This is a genomic window from Kitasatospora sp. NPDC089913, from assembly GCF_044748625.1.
Lineage (GTDB): Bacteria > Actinomycetota > Actinomycetes > Streptomycetales > Streptomycetaceae > Kitasatospora.
In genome coordinates this window covers 51,554-70,820 of the sequence record NZ_JBIVGI010000033.1, presented here as the reverse complement: position 1 = coordinate 70,820, position 19,267 = coordinate 51,554, and the positions used below count along the sequence as shown (strand labels likewise).

General features: G+C 75.6%; 19 protein-coding genes. 11 read left to right on the top strand and 8 right to left on the bottom strand.

All coding sequences use genetic code 11. The annotated features are described in order from the left end of the window. Positions 1-123 precede the first annotated feature (123 nt). Both ACIPYS_RS34620 and ACIPYS_RS34615 read right to left on the bottom strand, forming a co-directional pair. Positions 124-396, bottom strand: coding sequence for a ferredoxin (locus tag ACIPYS_RS34620; RefSeq protein ID WP_093859019.1), 273 nt, complete (start codon positions 394-396; stop codon positions 124-126). After that, the gene (locus tag ACIPYS_RS34615) at positions 393-1,637 is read right to left on the bottom strand and encodes a cytochrome P450 (protein ID WP_093859018.1); all 1,245 of its coding nucleotides are present in this window, start codon (positions 1,635-1,637) and stop codon (positions 393-395) included. The genes ACIPYS_RS34620 and ACIPYS_RS34615 overlap by 4 nt, the downstream gene beginning before the upstream one ends. 572 nt (positions 1,638-2,209) lie before the next feature. Between ACIPYS_RS34615 and ACIPYS_RS34610 the strand changes: the two genes are divergently transcribed. The 4 genes from ACIPYS_RS34610 (at position 2,210) to ACIPYS_RS34595 (ending at position 4,857) form a co-directional block, all read left to right on the top strand. Next, positions 2,210-3,295 (top strand): S-(hydroxymethyl)mycothiol dehydrogenase, encoded by a 1,086-nt coding sequence (locus ACIPYS_RS34610; RefSeq protein WP_400753714.1) that lies wholly within the window; start codon positions 2,210-2,212, stop codon positions 3,293-3,295. Then, on the top strand, positions 3,292-3,930 hold the full coding sequence (locus tag ACIPYS_RS34605) for an MBL fold metallo-hydrolase (protein WP_093859016.1): 639 nt from the start codon (positions 3,292-3,294) through the stop codon (positions 3,928-3,930). Before ACIPYS_RS34610 ends, ACIPYS_RS34605 begins: the two co-directional genes overlap by 4 nt. 156 nt (positions 3,931-4,086) lie before the next feature. Continuing rightward, positions 4,087-4,488, top strand: coding sequence for a pyridoxamine 5'-phosphate oxidase family protein (locus ACIPYS_RS34600; RefSeq protein WP_093859015.1), 402 nt, complete (start codon positions 4,087-4,089; stop codon positions 4,486-4,488). 177 nt (positions 4,489-4,665) lie between these two features. Continuing rightward, the gene (locus tag ACIPYS_RS34595) at positions 4,666-4,857 is read left to right on the top strand and encodes a hypothetical protein (protein WP_159424798.1); all 192 of its coding nucleotides are present in this window, start codon (positions 4,666-4,668) and stop codon (positions 4,855-4,857) included. Between the two features lie 121 nt (positions 4,858-4,978). Here the strand turns inward: ACIPYS_RS34595 and ACIPYS_RS34590 are convergent, their stop codons facing one another. Next, positions 4,979-6,196, bottom strand: a complete 1,218-nt coding sequence (locus tag ACIPYS_RS34590) for an alpha/beta hydrolase family protein (protein WP_400753710.1) — start codon at positions 6,194-6,196, stop codon at positions 4,979-4,981. A 773-nt stretch (positions 6,197-6,969) separates the two neighbouring features. On the opposite strand from ACIPYS_RS34590, the gene ACIPYS_RS34585 reads away from it, so the two are divergent. Further along, the gene (locus tag ACIPYS_RS34585; RefSeq protein ID WP_400753708.1) at positions 6,970-7,317 is read left to right on the top strand and encodes a DoxX family protein; all 348 of its coding nucleotides are present in this window, start codon (positions 6,970-6,972) and stop codon (positions 7,315-7,317) included. A gap of 116 nt (positions 7,318-7,433) precedes the next feature. On the opposite strand, the gene ACIPYS_RS34580 is transcribed toward ACIPYS_RS34585, so the two are convergent. Then, positions 7,434-8,810 (bottom strand): DUF5685 family protein, encoded by a 1,377-nt coding sequence (locus ACIPYS_RS34580; protein WP_400753705.1) that lies wholly within the window; start codon positions 8,808-8,810, stop codon positions 7,434-7,436. 255 nt (positions 8,811-9,065) lie between these two features. Between ACIPYS_RS34580 and ACIPYS_RS34575 the strand changes: the two genes are divergently transcribed. Next, entirely contained in the window at positions 9,066-10,562 is a 1,497-nt protein-coding gene (locus ACIPYS_RS34575; protein ID WP_093859011.1) for a hypothetical protein, read from the top strand. A 430-nt stretch (positions 10,563-10,992) separates the two neighbouring features. Next, the gene (locus ACIPYS_RS34570; RefSeq protein WP_159424797.1) at positions 10,993-11,901 is read left to right on the top strand and encodes a winged helix-turn-helix domain-containing protein; all 909 of its coding nucleotides are present in this window, start codon (positions 10,993-10,995) and stop codon (positions 11,899-11,901) included. A gap of 76 nt (positions 11,902-11,977) precedes the next feature. Here ACIPYS_RS34570 and ACIPYS_RS34565 read toward each other — a convergent pair whose 3' ends face one another. Beyond that, a complete protein-coding gene (locus tag ACIPYS_RS34565) occupies positions 11,978-12,379 on the bottom strand; it encodes a hypothetical protein (protein ID WP_093859009.1) in 402 nt (133 codons plus the stop codon). Between the two features lie 280 nt (positions 12,380-12,659). On the opposite strand from ACIPYS_RS34565, the gene ACIPYS_RS34560 reads away from it, so the two are divergent. From ACIPYS_RS34560 to ACIPYS_RS34550, 3 genes are all read left to right on the top strand, one after another. After that, positions 12,660-13,223 (top strand): helix-turn-helix domain-containing protein, encoded by a 564-nt coding sequence (locus ACIPYS_RS34560; protein ID WP_400753701.1) that lies wholly within the window; start codon positions 12,660-12,662, stop codon positions 13,221-13,223. Continuing rightward, a complete protein-coding gene (locus tag ACIPYS_RS34555; RefSeq protein ID WP_400753699.1) occupies positions 13,220-14,740 on the top strand; it encodes an MFS transporter in 1,521 nt (506 codons plus the stop codon). The genes ACIPYS_RS34560 and ACIPYS_RS34555 overlap by 4 nt, the downstream gene beginning before the upstream one ends. Positions 14,741-14,868: 128 nt before the next feature. After that, positions 14,869-15,555, top strand: a complete 687-nt coding sequence (locus ACIPYS_RS34550; RefSeq protein ID WP_093859007.1) for an alpha/beta fold hydrolase — start codon at positions 14,869-14,871, stop codon at positions 15,553-15,555. 47 nt (positions 15,556-15,602) lie between these two features. Here the strand turns inward: ACIPYS_RS34550 and ACIPYS_RS34545 are convergent, their stop codons facing one another. Then, complete coding sequence (locus tag ACIPYS_RS34545; RefSeq protein ID WP_400753697.1) at positions 15,603-15,851, bottom strand: hypothetical protein; 249 nt, start codon at positions 15,849-15,851, stop codon at positions 15,603-15,605. Positions 15,852-15,945: 94 nt separating this feature from the next. Continuing rightward, the gene (locus ACIPYS_RS34540) at positions 15,946-17,400 is read right to left on the bottom strand and encodes a DUF2252 domain-containing protein (RefSeq protein WP_400753694.1); all 1,455 of its coding nucleotides are present in this window, start codon (positions 17,398-17,400) and stop codon (positions 15,946-15,948) included. A gap of 304 nt (positions 17,401-17,704) precedes the next feature. Between ACIPYS_RS34540 and ACIPYS_RS34535 the strand changes: the two genes are divergently transcribed. After that, positions 17,705-18,139 (top strand): DUF2809 domain-containing protein, encoded by a 435-nt coding sequence (locus ACIPYS_RS34535; RefSeq protein WP_400753691.1) that lies wholly within the window; start codon positions 17,705-17,707, stop codon positions 18,137-18,139. A gap of 7 nt (positions 18,140-18,146) precedes the next feature. On the opposite strand, the gene ACIPYS_RS34530 is transcribed toward ACIPYS_RS34535, so the two are convergent. Then, a complete protein-coding gene (locus ACIPYS_RS34530; RefSeq protein ID WP_400753687.1) occupies positions 18,147-18,929 on the bottom strand; it encodes an SGNH/GDSL hydrolase family protein in 783 nt (260 codons plus the stop codon). Positions 18,930-19,267: the final 338 nt, after the last annotated feature.

The following is a 19,267-nucleotide window of genomic DNA, read 5'->3' as shown; positions in this document are numbered from 1 at the left end:
ACGTGGGGGGGGGGGGGGGGGGGGGGGGGGGGGGGGGGGGGGGGGGGGGGGGGGGGTGGTGGGGGGGGGGGGGGGGGGGGGGGGGGGGGGGGGGGGGGGCGGCGCCCCCCCCCCCCCCGCCGGTCAGCCGGTCGGGTCGATCCGCCGCCCGTCCCGGGCCCCGTACAGGGAGAGCGCCTCGACCGGGCAGTAGTCGACCGCGTCGGCCAGCTCCGAGGTCAGCGGCTCTCCGGCGGCGCCGGTCGGCTGTTCCCGCACCGGCCGGGCGAGCCCGTCGGTGCCGAGCGCCAGCGAACCGGGTGCGGTGGCCGCGCACATGCCCGAGCCGATGCACCGGTCCCGGTCCACCTGGACGATGACCGCCGGCGCCGCCCCGGTCGCCTCCCGACCCGTCACCAGGAGACCCGCAGCTGCTGCGGGCTGCGGGTGAGCAGGCCGCGCCGCCAGTCGATGGCCTCCACCGTCCCGGCGAGCCGCAGCGAGGGCAGCCGGCGGGCCAGCCGGTGCAGGGCGAGCTCCAGTTCCATCCGGGCCAGCCAGGCCCCCAGGCAGTGGTGCGGTCCGGCGCCGAAGGTGTACATCGGTGCGGCGAGCGGGGAGAAGAGCTCGGTCAGCAGGTCCCCGGTGAACACCTCGGGGTCGTTGTTGGCGGCGCCGGTGTCGGCGGCGACCACGCTCCCGGCCGGGATCCGCACCCCGCCGATGTCGAGGTCCTCGACGGCCCGCCGCAGCAGCCCCGGCAGGACGTCGGAGTCCCCCAGCGGGACGGCGCGCAGCAGCTGTTCGGTGGCGTCGGCGGCGCTCTGCTCGTCGGAGGCGAGCTGCTGCCAGGCGTCGTGCCCGTCGCTGAGCAGATACACCAGGGCGTTGCCGAGGGAGGTCATGGTGGTCTCGTGCCCGGCCACGACCAGGCCGATGACGAGCGAGACGATCTGCTCCTCGGTGATCCCCGGGGTGTCGGCGGCGGCCGCGAGCAGGCTGCTGACGAGGTCGTCGCCGGGCGCGGCACGGCGTTCGGCGATCACCTCGGCGCCGAAGCCGGCGAACTCGGTCATCGCGGTGCGGATGGCCTCCGCCGAGTACGCGGTGGCGGACAGGGCGTGGTCGCTCCAGTGCTCCAGCCGCTTGCTGTCGACACCGTCCAGGCCCATCAGCCGGCTGATCACGGCGATCGGCAGCGGACGGGTGTAGCCGGCGACGATGTCGGTGGGCGAGCCCCGGTCGATCAGCTCGTCGATCAGGCTCTCCACGACCGAGGCGACCCAGGGGCGCCACCGGGCGATCGCGCGCGGGGTGAAGGCGCGCTGCACGGTGCGGCGCAGCCGCTGGTGCTCGACGCCGTCGATGTTGAGCATCGAGGACGGGTCGTCGAGCAGGTTCGGGGTGAGCGAGACGGGCGGGGCGCCGGGGGCGTAGAGGGGCGCGCGCCCGAGGCGCGGGTCGGTCAGCACCTGGCGGACGTCGGCGTGCCGGCTGACCAGCCAGATGGGGGTGCCGGTGGGCAGGGCGGCCAGCCGGGGCGGGCCGGGCTCGAGCAGCCGCAGGCAGTGCAGCGGCGGCAGGACGGCCAGGTCGGCGGGACGGGGGTCGGGGGCGGTGCCGGTTCCGGCACCGGTGGCACTGTTCTCGGCGGACATCCGTACTCCAGACTCCAGGGCGGTGGCCGCTTGGAGGGCGGCCGACGGGGGGTGGATCCGGGCGGTGCGCGGGGACGGGCGGCGTGGTCGACGGCGTGCCGAGTGGGCCGGGTTGGCTTCGACCGTACGTGGGCGACGGGCCACAGTCAGCGACGAAACCAGCCAACGCCGGGGTGGGAAGGGGGCGGTGAGGGCGCGACGACACTGACGGGCGCTCAGCGGTGGCCGCGCGCCCCGGCTCGCGCCCCGGAACGGTCGCCGGCGGGTGGCGGCGCGGTGCGGACGGGGTGCCGGCGGGGTGCGGACCGAGTGCCGGTGCGGTGCGGAACGGGTGTCGGCGGGGGTGTCGGCAGGGGTGTCGGCAGGGCGCGGGCGGGGTGCGGGAGGGGGTGCGACCGCCCGCCGGGCAGGCGTGCCCCCGGCGGGCCGGGGCGACCAGTGGGACGGATCACCAGGGGCGTTCCCCGGCCACCCGACGTGGCGGGCGCTAGGCTGCTCGGGCGGGTCGTCCGACTCGCGTCGACGCAGGTCACGCCGGTGCGCAGGGGCACCGGCCGACGGAGGAGAACCGGATGGCCCAGCAGGTCAAGGCAGTCGTCGCGCGCGCCAAGGGCGCACCCGTGGAGGTGACGACGATCGTCGTGCCCGACCCCGGGCCGGGCGAGGTGGTGGTGCGGATCCAGGCCTGCGGGGTGTGCCACACCGATCTGCACTACCGCGAGGGCGGGATCAACGACGAGTTCCCCTTCCTGCTGGGGCACGAGGCCGCGGGCATCGTGGAGACGGTCGGCGAGGGCGTCACCGAGGTCGCGACCGGCGACTTCGTGGTCCTCAACTGGCGCGCCGTCTGCGGCCAGTGCCGTGCCTGCCGGCGCGGGCGCCCGCAGTACTGCTTCAACACCCACAACGCCAAGCAGAGGATGACGCTGCTGGACGGCACCGAGCTGTCCCCGGCCCTGGGCATCGGCGCGTTCGCCGAGAAGACCCTGGTCGCCGCCGGCCAGTGCACCAAGGTCGACCCGGCCGCCGACCCGGCCGTCGCCGGGCTGCTCGGCTGCGGTGTGATGGCGGGCATCGGCGCCGCGATCAACACCGGCAACGTCGGCCGCGGCGACTCGGTCGCCGTGATCGGCTGCGGCGGGGTCGGCGGGGCCGCCGTGCTGGGGTCCCGGCTGGCCGGCGCGGCGAAGATCATCGCGGTGGACATCGACGACCGCAAGCTCGCCACCGCCCGGAAGCTCGGTGCCACCCACACCGTCAACTCGACCGCCACCGACGCCGTCGAAGCCATCCGCGAGCTGACCGACGGGAACGGCGCGGACGTCGTGGTCGAGGCGGTCGGCCGCCCGGAGACCTACAAGCAGGCCTTCTACGCCCGCGACCTGGCCGGCACCGTCGTCCTGGTCGGCGTGCCGACGCCGGAGATGCAGCTGGAGCTTCCGCTGCTCGACGTGTTCGGCCGCGGCGGTGCGCTGAAGTCCTCCTGGTACGGCGACTGCCTGCCCTCGCGGGACTTCCCGATGCTGATCGACCTCTACCTCCAGGGTCGCCTGGACCTCGGCGCGTTCGTCAGCGAGACCATCGAACTCGACGCGGTGGAGCAGGCGTTCGATCGCATGCACCACGGCGACGTGCTCCGTTCGGTGGTGGTCCTGTGAGCACCGGCGGCCTCCGGATCGACCGGCTCGTCACTGCCGGCACCTTCGAACTCGACGGCGGCAGCTGGGAGGTTGAGAACAACGTCTGGATCGTCGGCGACGACGCGGAGGCCGTGGTGATCGACGCGGCCCACGACGCCGCGGCGATCGAGGCGGCCCTCGGCGGGCGCCGGCTGCTCGCCGTCGTCTCCACCCACGCCCACAACGACCACATCGACGCCGCCCCCGCGCTCGCCGAGCGCACCGGTGCGCCGATCCTGCTGCACCCGGACGACCTGCCGCTGTGGAAGCTCACCCACCCCGACCGGCTGCCGGACGGCGAACTCGCCGACGGGCAGCGGATCGAGGTCGCCGGTACGGCGCTGACCGTCCTGCACACCCCGGGGCACGCGCCGGGCGCGGTCTGCCTGTACGCCCCGGAGCTGGGCACCGTGTTCACCGGTGACACCCTGTTCCACGGCGGCCCCGGGGCCACCGGCCGGTCGTTCTCGCACTTCCCGACCATCATCGACTCGATCCGGGAGCGCCTGCTGACGTTGCCGCCGGAGACGGTGGTCCGCACCGGCCACGGCGACCCGACCACCATCGGCGCCGAGGGCCCGGCCCTGCCGGAGTGGATCGCCCGCGGGCACTGAGGCGCGCGTCCGCGCGTCCGGGGACTGGCGAGGTGCCCCGGACGCGCCCCCGGGCCCGGCGCGCGCAGCCGGGCCCGGACACACGCAGCCGGGCCCGGACACGCGCCCCCGGGCCCGGCGGTCGTCCGCCGGGTTCGGCGACGTAGCATCGCGGGCATGGCCCATGATCCCCGCGCGCTCGACGACGCCTTCCTCGCCTTCTGGCGGGAGCGGCACATCGCCACCCTGACCACGCTGCGCCCGGACGGCTCGCCGCACGTGGTGCCGGTGGGGGTGACCTTCGACCCGGAGACCGGGACCGCGCGGGTGATCAGCAGCCGGACCAGCCGGAAGGTGCGGAACGTGCTGGAGGCCGGGGCGGCGGGCCAGCGGGTCGCGGTCTGCCAGGTGGACCGGGCTCGCTGGTCGACGCTGGAGGGCGTGGCCGTGGTCCGGCAGGAGCCGGCGGCGGTGGCCGACGCGGAGCGCCGTTATGCCGAGCGCTACCGCGAGCCCCGGGTGAATCCGGACCGGGTGGTCGTCGAGATCACGGTGGACCGGGTGCTCGGGCGAGCCTGAGCACCACCCTCGCCACGAGCCGGGCACCGGCGCTGCCACGGGTCCGAGCACCACACCGGGTACCGGGCCGCGCACCGGGCCGAGCACCGCTCCTGAGCGCGCACGGTCGAAGGGGTTCCGTTCGGCCGGTTCCCCTCCGTTTATCCGGCGTTGATCGTCGGTGCCTAGGGTCGGGGCATGACCGAGGGAACGAGGGGCGGGCGGGGCATGCGGACCCCGGCCGAGGGCGGCCGGATGACGGCCGAGGACACGGACCGCTTCCGGGTGCTGCTGGCCCGGCTGGAGGACTCACTGGCGGCCGACCGCCGCGGTGCGGCGGCCGTGCGGACGGGCGGGGCGCCGAGACCGGCGGTGGGCCGCGATGGGTGAGCGCCGTCCGGCGGACCATCGCCCGGGGGACCGCCGCCCGGCCGCCCGGGTCGAGGTGCTGCCGCTGTGGCAGCGCGGCGCCCGGACGGGCGAGCCCGCCCGGAGCGCCGTGCCGGGACCGCTACTTGGCGAAGCGGACCTCGGGGAAGGCCCGCGAGGGCCGGTCGAGCAGCGGGGCCTGCCGGCCCAGCAGGTGCCGGTCGAGGAACGCGCCGAGGTAGGCGCGGGTGGCGGCGAGCGCGCGGTCGCCGCGGACGGTGCCGAAGAGCTCGGGCCCCGAGTCGGCCGGTAGCTGGTCGCGGGTGCCGAGGGCGTCCACCGCCCAGTGCTCGTCGGAGAACGAGAGGTGCCCGGCGGTCGGCAGGTCCACCCAGTACCGGGGGCCGGTGAGCCGCTTCCAGGTGTCGTCCCAGTTCGCGGTGGCGCCCGGGGAGCCGCCGAGCTGGGCGCTGAACAGCAGGATGGGGCGCGAGCGGAGGCCGGTGGGCGGGATCCAGACGCTGCCGTCCAGGTTCGCGGCGGCGCGGATCCGGCGGTCCTCGCCCATCGCCTCCAGGGCGGCCGCGCCGCCGAGCGAATGGCCCGCCGCGCCGATCCGCCCCGGATCGACGGTGAGCCCGCGGACCGGGCCGCGGTTCCCGGGGGCGGTGAGCCGGTCGATCACGAAGCGCAGGTCGGCGGCCCGGGCACGGGAGGCCGTGGCGCCGAAGTCCGGGTCGGTCCCCTCCCGCCCGCAGACCAGGCAGGGTTCGATCCGCCCGCCCGGGAACTCCACCGAGGTCTCGTAGGTGTGGTCGACGGCGGCCACCGCGTAGCCCCGGGAGGCGAGTTCCTCGCCGAGCGCGGTGAGGGTGGTGCGGCTCAGGCCGAAACCGGGGGAGAGCAGGACCAGCGGATGGCGTCCCGGGGTGGGCCTGGCCCCGGCCACGGCGCCGGTCCGGATCCCGGCCGGACCTTCGCTGCCGTACAGGGCGGTGGACAACTCCCTTGACAGGTAGGGCGCGTGGGCGCCCCGGGCGGAGTCGGACGGATACCAGAAGGTGACCATCAGCTCGCGGGACGGCTTGTCCGGGCGCCAGGGGTCGGGCCGGTCCCGGTCGACCAGGCGGGCCGAGGTCGTCCCGACGGGCCGGTGGGTACTGGTGGCCGGAACCCGCGGACCGGCGGCGTCCGGCGCGGCTTCGGGGGCGGTCGTGCCGGCGGTCGTGCCGGCGGTCGTGCCGGCGATGGCGGTGGCGGCAGCCGGGGCGGAGGCGGCGGCCGGGCCGGCCAGGGTCAGCACCAGGGCGGTGGAGGCGATCGGCAGGGCGGCGGAACGCCACCGGGCGGTCTTCGACATGACGCCACGTTAGGTAGCGGTCGCGCTCCGGCGCGTCGCCCCGCCGGGGGACGGCGGGTACGCCGCGAGGCGGAGCCGGCCGGGCCGGGGGCACGCCGTCGGACCGGGTCCGGCTCCACCTGGGGGAGCTGTGGGCCCACACTCCCGCGGCCCCGGGCTCTCGCTCACGATCGGCGGTGGTCGGCCCCGGCGGTGATGGCCGGTCGGTCTCGATTCGATCACGGCGTGTCCCATTGGTCGGCTCTTGGGTGTGACTGTGGTGATTGATCTTGGTCGCGGTGGAGGCCGATCGCGGACATCATTCTGTCCTGGCGCGACGAACGGCCGGGTGCGGATGGCACCCGTTGCCGATGGTGCGGTCCCTGCTTCCGGCACGTCCGGCACCGCGGGACCGCCGCCGCGTCGGATCCGGACGAACGGCCGGGTGCGGATGGCACCCGTTGCCGATGGTGCGGTCCCTGCTGCCGGTGTGTCCGGCTGAGCGGGACCGCCGCCGCGTCCGATCGGGACGAACGGCCGGGTGCGGATGGCACCCGTTGCCGATGGTGCGGTCCCTGCTCCCGGCACGTCCGGCACCGCGGGACCGCCACCGCGTCCGACCACCACCGCTTCGGGCCACCACCGCTTCGGACCGTCCCGCGAAGAACTCCCCCGGCAGTGCTGTCACACCGGGTGCGTTTCGCGGGTCGGTGCAGCGTCGACCCACGAACCGTCGGGGCGGAGCGCTCGATTCGCCTTCCGCCACCCCTTCCACACGTGAACGAGGTACCACCATGTCTGTCGCCCACGTCGTCCTCGCCGTCGTCAGCGCCCTCTGGGTCGGCTTCTCCGGCGTCTCGCTGGCCCGCCGGGCCGAGTTCGTGACCCAGCCGCTCGTCGACTACGGGGTGCCTCGCGCGTGGTGGAGCTGGCTCGCCGCGGCGAAGCTCGCCGGTGCCGCCGGCCTGCTGGTCGGCCTCGCGGTTCCGGCGATCGGTGTCGCCGCCGCGATCGGCCTGATCCTCTACTTCGCCGGCGCCGTGCTGACCAACGTCCGGGCCCGCTCGTTCAAGACCGTGCCCTTCCCGCTGCTCTACCTCGTCCCCGTCGCCGTCACCCTGGGCGTCGGTCTCGCGGCCTGACGCCGCGTTCGGGTCGGTCGCCGCAGGCCGGCGGCGACGGGGCGTCACGGCGCGCCGCCGCCGGGTGCGGAGCAGCAGTGCCCCGGACCCGGCGGCCCACGGCGACCGGACCGGCCTCAGCAGTCGCAGCCGCAGTCGCAGCCGTCACAACCGTCGCAGCAGCCGCAGTCGTTGCAGCACTGGGCGTTCTCGCCGCAGCACTGGCAGCTGTCGCAGCAGTTGCCGCAGTCGCAGCACTCGTTGCGGGCGCAGAAGCCCTCGCGGCGCTCGCCGGAGAACGGGTGGTTGTGCTCGCAGCAGAGCAGCTGGCAGGTGCAGCCCATCAGCGCCCAGGCGGCGCAACCGGCCAGCAGATTGCGGCTGTTGGGCGGCGGCGCGCCGGGCGGCGTGAAGCCGGGGCCCTGCGGGACCCAGGGCGGGACGGGGGCGCCCGGACCTTGCGGCGGGGCCTGGCCGGGGTCGTGCCGCGGCGGGCTCTGGTAGGGGTTGGAGCCGGTCGCGCCCCGGTCCGTACGGCCGTGCTGCGAGTGCCCGTGCTGCGAGTGGCCGTGCTGTCCGTGGCCGTGCTGCTGATCGCCGACGGGAGAGGCGCCGGCCTCGTGCCCGACCCGGCAGGCGGCGTGGCCGGGCCGCCCGAAGACCCGCTCGACGGCCCGCTCGGTCTCGTGGGCGAGCAGGATGTGCACCAGGGCCCGGTCCGTGAGCTCGACGTCCCGCAGGGCCAGCCGGATACCGTGCACGGCGTCCCGGCACAGCCGTTCGGCCTCGGCGCGCTCGGTGCCGGTGGCGTCGAGCGGGTTCCAGGCGCCGCTCGCGGCGTCGGCCTCCTGGTCCTCGGCGGCGTCGAGCAGGTGCGCCAGCCGTCCGAACAGCCGCCCGGCCTCGGCCAGCGGCGCCTCGTTCCCCGGCCGTCCGGCCAGCACGGCGGTGTGCGCGAACGCGGCGGCGGTGGCGGTCTCGGTGGGCTCGGTGACCAGCAGCACCGAGCCGCCGGCGGGCAGTTCGCGCTCCAGCTCGCCCTGGCGGGCGGCCGCGTCCAGCAGGACCGAGGTGTCGAAGCCGACCACCGAAGCGCTGCCGGAGCTCTTGCGGTCCCAGCGCCGGGTGACCGCCCGCGCGCCGGCCGCGACCGGGCGCCGGGCGAACACGCCGTCCTGGTCCTCGACATGGTCGCGGATCTTCACCGAGGCGAGCGCCAGCGAGACGGCGGCCGCCAGCCGGGCGCCCTCGCCCCGCGCGACCGAGGCCGTCCGCATGCCGCGCAGCGGACACGGCCCGGCGGTCCGCCGGCCGGCGCCGCCGGCGGTGTGCCCGGCGTCGGCCTGGGCCTCGACCAGTACCGAGATGATCAGCCCGTCGTAGTTGGTGGCGGTCCGTGCCAACTGCCCGTGGTCGTCGCGCAGAGCCAGGCAGAGGCCGCAGAGATGGGCCGTCCAGCTCGCCTGGAGCCGCTCCGAGAGCCGGTGGCGGCAGGGTCTGATGATGCCGAACATGTGGTTCCCCCGTGTTTTGCCTGGGCCACCCGGCCCTCGATCGCGGACATCATATGATCGTCAGCCTGTTCTTCCGGAACCGACGACGGGCCCGGGGGCACGCCGGGCCCGGTCCGTCGGGGTGCGGACGAAAACCGGGCGCCCGGTGTTTATTCGTTGTCCATTCGCTCCTGTCATCATTCCGTCCGCACATCGCCGAGTGAACCGGCCTGCCAGGAAAGCCGGTTGGCGAAACGAGCCGCGGAGGAACCCCCCTTGACCCGAGACCTGTCCCTGGCCGAGCAGAAGGTGCTGGCCGCGATCACCGCCCGGATCGACGCGATCGTCGCCCTCGGCACCGTGGCGGAGCTGACCGCGACCACGGTGCTGAACGGCCCGGGAGGCGCCCCGGACTACCATGCCTTCCAGCAGCGCTTCGCCCGGCTGGGCCACCGGATGCGCGAGGTCACGTTCGTGGTGCGGGAGGACCTGCCCGCCACGATGGGGGCGAACACGGTGATCAGCAACGGGGAAGTCCCGTCGGTGCGGGAGATCCAGCTCCGTCCGAGCCTGGTCGGCCCGGGCACCCGGGGCCTCACCAACCGCGTCCTCACCCTGGTGCACGAGCTGTCCCACAGCCTCAACGAGGGCATCGGGAACCACCCGGTCAAGGACTACGCGTACCGCCGCGGCTGGGCCTGGACGTACCTGTCCGCGGAGCTGGCCCGGAGCAACGCCGACACCTACGCGGCCGCAGCCGCACTGCTCGTCGAGCGGAGCGAGAACGCCTGGGGTCGGTACCAGACGTTCGGGCGGCTGCCGGCCCGGCGCGGGCTGCTGGCGAAGCGGTCGGGGACCACCACCCTCGGCGGCGCGCTGGCCTGGCTCGACATCATGGTCAACCGGGCCTGGGTCCGCGCCTCGGACTGCGAGGGCTTCGCCTGGACCACCTTCACCGAGGCGAAGTGGAACACGCCCGAGTGGTCCGTCTGGAAGCGCCAGGCCCGCCTGCTCGAGCTGGAGAACCAACTGGCCTCCTGGGGGTACATCACCCGGCGGACCGTGCGCGACGGCGTCGCCGGACTGCTCCCGAAGGACCAGGCCGTGGTGGCCCAGCTGTTCCCCTACCTCAGCCAGCTCAAGTACGCGTTGGACCGGATCGACCCGGTGCTGGCCGAGGGCAGCGGCCGGATCACCTTCGACTCGGCCTCCGGCGCCCTGCGGATCCCGCGCGCCACGGTCGACTGCGCGCCCCTGGCGCTCGCCGAACTCCTGCTGGACGCCGTGATCGAGGGCACCGCCGGCCTGGCGGAGGCGAAGCCCTTCGCCCAGCGGGCGCGGGAACTCGTCCGCGCCCTGGTCGACCAGGACCGGGAGGTGGAGGGACAGGGCATCGCCACGCTCCGGAGTGTCTTCGCGGCCGTGCCGGCCGTCCGGCCGAGCGCCGCGGAGTGGGCGGCCCTGGCCGTCGAGCTCGATGCCGCCGTCCTCGCCGACATGCGGTTCCGCTGGGAGCGCACGGCGAGGGACACCCCCGCCATGGTCGCGTTGCCGGACGAGCCGGACGGGGAGGTCCTGACCGGTCTCGCCGCGTACTTCGCCGAGGACATCGAGGCGCTCCGCGCCGTCCGCGGCCGCACGCCGGTCCCGCAGGACGTCCTCGGGGAGCTGGCCGCCATGATCAAGCAGACGGCCCTGCACGTCACCAAGGTCCACCCGGGCCAACGGTCGGAGTTCGAGAAGCTGCGCGCCCGCGTGGAGGCCCTGGCCTGACGCCGGTCGCGCAAGGCCGGTCGCCCGCCGCCGTCCCGCCGCCCCGCTGTCCCGTCGCCCCGCCGTCCACTGTCCCGCCGTCCCGTCGCCCCCGCCCCGCCGGACCTCGTCCGGCGGGGCGGAGCGCTGTCCGCGCCCCTGCCGCCCGGCCCGGCGACGCCGGTCGCCCGCCCGGAACGCCGGGTGAACGCCGGGTTCCCGCCATGGAAGGAGCCGGTACCGAGGCACAGGATGGTCCCCGACGCCGCCGCCCCCGGCCGGGACCACCCGCCCGTCGGGCAGCGCCGATCCGGCCTGTCGCCGAACCCGGCCGGGGACAGCCGTCGCACCGCGAAGCACAGGCCGAAGCGACCGGGCCTCTGGGGGATGTGTGCTGACCGTCAACTTTGCTGTCCCGGATCTCGCCCGGACCCGGTTCGTGGTCTCACCGATGGACCACGTCCTGACCGCCCTGACCGGATCCCCGACCTGGGCCGGTGCCCGCCGGGCCCGTTGGTGGACGCGGATGCGCGGCCGGATACCGCACAGCGCGGCCCCGCTGCTCGAGGTGGTGGGCGCCTGCCGGAGCGGTGTGCCGGACTTCCTGGTGACCCATCCCCAGGGCACCGACCGGCAGCTCGCCGACGAACTCGACGCCCTGGTGGCCACCACCGCGGCCGAGTTGCGGCAGGCGCTCGCCGGATACGGCGCCGGGCGGGGTGTGCCCCGGATCGTCGTCGAGCTCCGCGACGGCGACACCCGCCGGCTGCGGCTGCTCGCCGGCGGCGCCCTGGCCCTGTTCCGGGCCTGCCTCGCCGAGGACTGGTCCGACATCCAGCGCCATCTGCGGACCGACATCGCCCACCGCGCCCACGTCTCCGGCGAGGCCGGCATCGGCGCCATGCTGGGAGTGCTCCACCACCGCGTCGGCTGGCAGGAGGAGGGCGTGCTCCGGTGCGCGGTGGGCGGACCGGACCGGACCGTCGACCTGGACGGCCGGGGTCTGGAGCTGCACCCGAACTTCTTCGTCCAGGACGGCGTCGGCGCCGTCCTGGTGCCGGGCCGGCCGGCGGTGCTGCTCCACCCGGCCGTCGGCCCGTCCGCCGAGCGCGAGCGGACCGGGGCCGACCCGCTGACCGGCCTGATCGGTCCGGCCCGCGCCCGCGTCCTGCGGGCCGTCGGGCAGGCGCCCTGCAGCACCACCGAACTCGCGGCCCGCCTCGGTATCGGTCTGTCCACCGCGAGTGCCCACGCCACCGCCCTGCGGACGACGGGGGCGATCACGACGCAACGGCAGGGGCGTCACGTCCGCCACCTCGTGGCACCGCTCGGGCGCGCCCTGTTGTCGGCGGGCACGTGAGCCGCCGGACGCCCGGTCGGCCCCGGCCCGGCCGCGCGACACGGCCGGGCCGGGGCCGACCCGGTCGGGACCGGGGTCAGTTGAGCGGGCCGCAGCTGGCCGTGCCCTGCGGTGTGGCGTTGTAGTAGCGCTGGACGCACGCCTTCATGCTGTGGCCCGGACCGTCGTAGAACCACGGCGACTGGGCCCCGGTGCCGGTGGCGGGGGAGGAGCTCCAGATCAGGTTGCCGTTGTCGTAGACCGTGAAGCGACACCGGTAGGGGTCGCTCGCCGAGTTCTGGGTCGGGTTGTTCGCCATCTCGTCGTGCCAGGCGCCGTTGACGAAGTGCAGTTCGATCTTCTCGACGGCCTGGCAGGACCCCGAGCCGATCGCGAAGTTGCCCTCGGCGGCGAACGCCTGGCCGGGGCTCAGGGTGAGGGTGGCACCGAGGCCGAGCGTGGCCACGGCGAGCAGACGGGCGGCACGGGCGGAGAGCATGGGTGGTCCTTCCGGGGACGGAACGGGGACTGGATCAGCTGCGCTTCCGGGCGCCCACGGGGCGTCCGGAAGCAGTTCACCGCCGGTGCGTCCGGCGCGGCCAGCTGTTCGCCCCTGGGGCGAAGGGTCGGCCCGGTCCGCGCCCCTTCCGACCGGGGGGCCGGGCCGGGGGCGTCCCGCATCCGTCCCGGAGCCGTCCCGAAGCAGTCCCGTCGTCGTCCCGTGCTCGTCCTCCCGCCGTCCCCCCTCGATGTCCCATATCCGGGATAGCATCACGAATATGGGAATGGAAACGGCCGCCGACGAGCGGCTGGCGGAACGGCTCGCCGAACTGCGGGTCGAACGCGGATGGACGCTGGAGGAGCTGGCGCGGCGGGCGGACGTCAGCCGCTCCACGCTGTCGCGCGTCGAACGGGCCGAGGTGAGCCCGACGGCGGCGCTGCTCGGGCGGCTCTGCGCGGTGTACGGGCGGAGCATGTCGCGGCTGCTCGCCGAGGTCGAGGCCGCGCCCGCCCGGCTGGTGCGGGCCGGGGACCAGCGGGTCTGGCGGGACGAGGCGACCGGGTACGTCCGGCGCTCCGTCTCGCCGCCGCACGGCTCACTGCGGGCCGAGGTGATCGAGGGACGGCTGCCGGCCGGTGCCGACATCGCCTACGACAAGCCCGACAACACCGGCCGGGAGCACCACCTCTGGGTGCTGGACGGCCTGCTGTCGATGACCGTCGACGGCACGGAGCACCTGCTGGAGGCAGGGGACTGCCTGCGGTTCACCGCCGAGACCAGCCGCTTCCACTGCCCCGGCCCGGCCGGTGCCAGGTACGCGCTGGTGGTGGTCGAACCGTGAACGCGACCGGCGCGATACCGGCGCCGCCGGTCAAGGAGCGGTTCGACGCGGCCGGGCGGCGGGTGCTGCTGGTCTGTGTCGCCGGCGGCTTCACCACCCTCATCGACCAGTCGGTGCTCAACACCGCGATCCCCGCGCTGCGCGAGTCGCTGCACGCCCAGCCCGCGCACCTCCAGTGGATCGTCGCCGGCTACTCGCTGGCCTTCGGCCTGGCCCTGATACCCGGCGGGCGGCTGGGCGACGTCCGCGGCCGCAAGTGGTTCTTCGTCGGCGGCCTCGCCCTGTTCACCGTCGTCAGCCTGCTCTCCGCGACCGCCACCGAGCCCTGGGTGCTGGTCACCGCCCGGCTGCTCCAGGGCGCCGGCGCCGGACTGGTGAACTCCCAGATGATCGGCACCCTCCAGGACGTCTTCCAGGGCCAGCTGCGGGCCCGCGCGCTCGGGATGTACGCCGTGACCGGCGGTCTCGCCTTCGCCCTCGGCCCGCCGATCGGCGGCGCGGTGCTCGCCGCCGTCGGACCGGAACAGGGCTGGCGGCTGACCTTCCTGCTCAACGTGCCGTTCGGACTGGTCACCCTGTTGCTGGCGGTCCGCCACCTGCCTCGCCCGCGCCCCAGTGCCCGGCACGCCGACCTCGACCTGGTCGGACTGCTGCTCGTCGCCGCGCTGACCCTGGCGCTGATGCTGCCCTTCGTCCAGCCCCCGGGCTGGGCCGGCTGGCTCGGCTTCGCCGTCGCGGCGGCCGCACTGCTCGGCGCGCTGGCCCGGTGGCAGCACCGCTACGCCCGGCGCGGCGGCCACCCGCTGATCCACCCGGCGCTGACCCGCTCCGCGCCCTACGCGCTGGGGACGGCACTGGCGATGGCGCAGTTCGGCTCCTCGCTGGCCGCCGGACTGGTGCTGACGATGTTCCTCCAGGACGGCCTGGGTCTCTCGCCGATGGGCGCGGCCCTGGTCGCGCTGCCGTCGGCGGTCGCGATGGGCTTCGCCTCGGCGTTCGCCTGGCGGGTCGTCCAGCGGTTCGGCCGGCGGACCGTCACCGCGGGCATGGCCGGCTCGGCGCTGGTGATGCTCGCGGGCGGCCTGGTCGCGCGCTGGGCACCGACCGGTCCGCTGCCCTGGCTGCTCGCACTGCTCCAACTGCTGGGCGGCGCCTCGGTCGGGCTGATGGCGGCCACCAACCAGGCGTTCGTGCTGCGGCACGCGCCGGCCGAGGCGGCCGGGGTGAGCGGGGCGATCCTGCAGATGGCGCAGCGGATCGCGGCGGCGGTCAGCGTCTCGGCGCTGTCCGGCGTCTACCTGCGGGCGACCGGCGGTGGCGGCGGGCACCGGGCGGCGTTCGCGTGGGCGAGCGGTGTCTGCGCGGCGGTGGCGGCGCTGGCGGTGGTCGCCTCGGTGCTGGCGGGCCGGGCGTCGGAACGGGCGGCGGCCCGGGCGGCGGCCGGGGCCGCACCCGGTGGAGCGGCGGGTGGAGCGGCGGCGGGCGGCCCCGCGCGGGAGAGCACGCCGACGCGTTGACGCCGCGGCGTCGGGCGCGGACGTGTCGGGCGTGGACGTGTCGGGCGCTGCCGCACGGAGCGTCGACGGGTTGAGCGCTGGGCGAACGCCCGGCCGGGCCCGGCCGGGCCCGTACTACGGTGGCCGGTATGACCGAACCGCTGATGGTCGACCTGCCGGGCCTCTCCCTCGCCTGCCGGGAGAGCGGCCCGGCCGACGGCCCGCCGTTGGTCCTGCTGCACGCCCTCGGGGAGCGGGCCACCGACTGGGACGTGGTGCTTCCCGCCCTCGCCCCGCACCACCGCGTCCACGCCCTCGACCTGCGCGGTCACGGCGACAGCGGCCGCCCCGGCCGGTACGGCCTGGAGGCGATGCGGGACGACGTGCTCGCCCTGCTGGACGCGCACGGCCTGGAGCGGGTGGACGTGGTCGGGCACTCGATGGGCGGCGTGGTCGCCTACCTGCTCGCCCAGGACCGGCCGGACCGGGTCGGCCGGCTCGTCCTGGAGGACGTCCCCGCCCCGCGCCCCCGCCCGGCGAGCCCGGTCGCGGACGCCCCCGAGGAACCCGTCGACTTCGACTGGGCGGTGGTCCGGGCGGTCAAGGGACAGATCGACCGGCCCGACCCGCGCCGGCTGGAGCGGATGACCGCGATCACCGCCCCCACCCTGCTGGTGGCGGGCGGACCCAGCAGCCACGTCCCGCAGTCCGGGTTGGCCGAGCTGGCCGGACTGATCCCCGACTGCCGCCTGGTCACCGTCGACGCGGGCCACCTGGTGCATCGGGACCGCCCGGCGGAGTTCGTCGCGGCCGTGGCCCCGTTCCTCGCCCCCTGACGTCCCGGCCGACGGTCCCGGGCCGGGGCGTGGTCGGGCGGTCGCGGTCAGAGCCGCTCGGAAGCGAACGTGTCCAGGTAGGCGCCGATGTTGGCGCGCGGATCCAGCCAGTTCGATCTGGAGTAGCGGGCGCGGACGTTGGTCACCCGGGTCAGCGGGGCGAAGGCGTGGTTCCAGACGTGTTCGATGATCGTGTCGATGAAGAAGGCGGACCCCAGGACGACGACCGGCGCCTCCGCGAGCGCGGCGAACGACTCCTGTGCGCGCACCTTGGCGCCGAGCTCGCTCGGCGTCACGGTCTCTTCGCCGAGCTGTCGGGGCGTGGCTTCGGCGTCGGGACGGACGATTCCCCCGGCCCGGCGCTCGGGAGCGCCGGGCCGGGGGTGCCGGTCAGACGCCGTGCTCGGCCGGGAGGCGTCCGGCGCGGATGGCGGTGAGGAGGTCGGCGTGGTCGGCCTCGGTACGGTCGGCGTAGGCGACCGCGAAGGTGGCCACCGCCTCGTCCAGGGCCTCGTTCTTGCCGCAGTAGCCGCTGATCACCCCCGGGTCGGCGGTGTGGGCGTGGGCGCGGGCGAGCAGGGCGCCGGTGATCCGGGCGTAGTCGTCCAACTGGGCGGGCAGCAGGGCGGCCGGGTCCACGCTGCCCTTGCGGTTGCGGAACTGACGTACCTGGTAGGGGAGTCCGTCGACCGTGGTCCAACCGAGCAGGGTGTCGCTGACCACCTGCATCCGCTTCTGCCCGCGGACCACCCGGCGGCCCTCGTGGACGTCCGCCCCGGCCACCGGGTGGCCGGCCCGGGCCAGGTGGGGCAGCAGCACCGACGGGCGTGCCTCCTTCACCTGGAGCACCAGCGGCTGCTCGCGGTGGTCGGTCAGCAGGACGACGTACGAGCGGGTGCCGACGCTGCCGGTGCCGACGACCCGGAACGCCACGTCCTGCACCCGGTAGCGGGACAGCAGCGGGTGCAGCTCGCTCGGTACGGTCCCCACGTACTCGCCGAGCGCGCCGGCGACGGCGGCGGCCGTGGCGTCCGTCACCTCGCTGAGTACCGGCGGCGCCGCGGTGAAGCGCCAGGCGCCGTCCTCGGAGCGGACGGCGGACTTGGCGGCGAACCGGGCGCTGGTGTTGCCGAGCGCCTTCGCGCCGACCTTCTCCAGCAGCTCGGCCAGGTCGTGGGCCTGGGCGAAGGAGACCAACTGCTCGTCGGCGACGGCGTTCCAGGCGTCCAGCGCCGGGAGCTTGGCCAGGGTGCGCATGGTGCGGCGGTAGGCGCCGGCCGCGTCGAAGGCGGCCCGGCGGGCGGTCGTCTCGTCGGCGCCTATCTCCCGGCCGGCCAGGACCAGGCTCGCCGCGAGGCGCTTGAGGTCCCACTCCCACGGGCCGGGGACGGTCTCGTCGAAGTCGTTGATGTCCATCACGAGCCGGCCGCGAGCGTCGCCGTAGAGGCCGAAGTTGGCCGCGTGGGCGTCGCCGCAGAGCTGGGCGACGGTGCCGCTGGTCGGTGTGGCGGTGAGATCGGCGGCCATCAGCCCGGCCGAACCGCGCAGGAAGGCGAACGGGGTGGCGGCCATCCGGCCCAGCCGGATCGGCACCAGCCCGGCCAGCCGGCCCTCGTTGGAGGCCTCGATCGCCTGGACCGCGGTCGGGCGGTCGGTGACGGGCGGGAACTCGGCGTGCCGCTCGCGCGGGGTTCGGGTGCGCAGGGCCTTGCCGCGCTCGCGCGCGTCGCCGTCCTGGCGCGGGGCGAAGCCCTCGACGGTGAACCGTCGCCCGGGTCCGTGCCCGGCTCCCGCCGCGTCCGCCGTTGTCCCGGACCCGTTCACCGTCTCGGTCAGCTGAGTCACTGCGCCCCGCCCTGTCTCTGTCGTTCCCGCCCGCGACCTGCGCGGACCCGGCCCGGAAACGGGCCGGCCAGCAGGCTACCGGTCCGCCCGTCCGGTCTTTCGGCAGGGAGGGACGCACCGGGAGGCGACCGCGGTTCCCGCGGCGGTCGGCGGTCGGCGGTCGGCGGTCGGCGGTCGGCGGTCGTCGCTCGTCGGGAGCGGTCGGTCGCGTGCGGGGGCGGTCGGCGGTCGGCACGGGTCGGCACGGGCCGGGCCGGGCCGGGGCGGGTCGGCGGGAGGTGCCGGCCGGCCGTAGGGTGCCGGGATGGACGATCTTCGGGGGCGGCGGCGGGCGGTCCGGGGCGCGGCCGCGGTGGCGGCGGTGCTCACGGTCGGCGCGGGGCTCGGGGTGCGGACCGTGGCCGGTGGCGAGGTGGCCAAGTACGCGGGTGACGCCCTCTACACCGTGCTCCTGTACGCGCTCCTGGTGCTGGTCGCGCCGCGGCTGCGGCCGCCGGTCGCGGCCGTGGCCGCGGCGGGCCTGAGCTGGGCCGTGGAGCTGTTCCAGCTGACCGGGGTCCCGGACGACCTGGCCCGGCGCAGTGTGCTCGCCCGGCTGGTGCTCGGATCCACCTTCAACCCGCCGGATCTGTTCTGGTACCTGGTCGGCGCCGGTCTGGCCGCCCTCGTGCACACGGGGGTCCGCGCAGGTACGAGGGCGGCCGGACGGCCGGACGCCGTCCGTCGGGCGATCGACTGACGGATCGTCAGAGCGGCATCAGCTCGGGGCGCTTGGCCTCGACGTTGTCGCCGGAGGACTCCCCGCGCAGTCGGCGGCCGACCCACGGCAGCAGGAACTCGCGGGCCCACTGGAGGTCCTCCCGGCGCTGCTCGGCGGGGGAGAGCGCCGGGGTGGACGGCCAGGGGGCCTCCGGGTCCTGCTCGGTGCGCAGGCCCAGCGAGCGCGCGGCCAGCAGGGCGACCCGCTGGTGGCCCTCGGGGGAGAGGTGCAGGCGGTCCTCGCTCCAGGCACGGCGGTCCTGGACGGCGCGCAGCGACCAGAGGTCGGCCACCTTGCAGCCGTACCGGTCGGCGACGGCGCGCATGTGGCCGTTGTAGGTGGCGATCTTCCCGCGCAGGTGTTTGAACAGCGGCACGCCGCGCGTGTCGAAGCCGGTGCAGATGAGCACCGTGCCCGCCGCGTCGACGAGTTGGGCGACGGCGGACTCGAAGCGCTCGGCCACCTCGTCCGGGTCGCTGCCCGGGCGCAGGATGTCGTTCCCGCCGGCGCAGAAGGTGACCAGGTCGGGCCGGATCCGGCGGACCTCCGGCACCTGCTCGGCCATGATCTGGTCCAGCAGCCGGCCGCGCACCGCGAGGTTGGCGTACCGGAAGCCGCCCGGCGGCCTGCCGTCGGCGAGCAGCCCCGCCAGCCGGTCGGCCCAGCCGGCGAAAGCACCGTCGGCGCCGGGGTCGTTCAGGCCCTCGGTGAAGCTGTCCCCGAGGGCGACGTACGAATTGAGGTCAAGAGTCTCCTGGAGGTACGACATGAAGGAGATAGTTCACTGTCTCAAGTGACCTACGCCACCGTAGGTGGCCGGTAGCGGTACGTGAGATCGGCCACGTGCGGTCGGAAGGCCCGGAAACGGGGGCCCGGAGCGGCCGTGTACGGAAGGGCCGAAAGGCCCGGGCGGAGGCCCGCACGGGCCGGAACGACGGGTTCGGACGTTCCGGAACGGCTCGCGAGCGCCCTTGTGCGCCAGGGGCGCGCGGGCGGGCGCACCGGATGCGCGGGGTACTGCGCCACCCCGTGCGTCCGCCCGGGTGTGGGAACGGCGCGGCCGGGGCAGCCGCCCTCTGGACCGTACGGACGTAGGCGGCGGGCGGT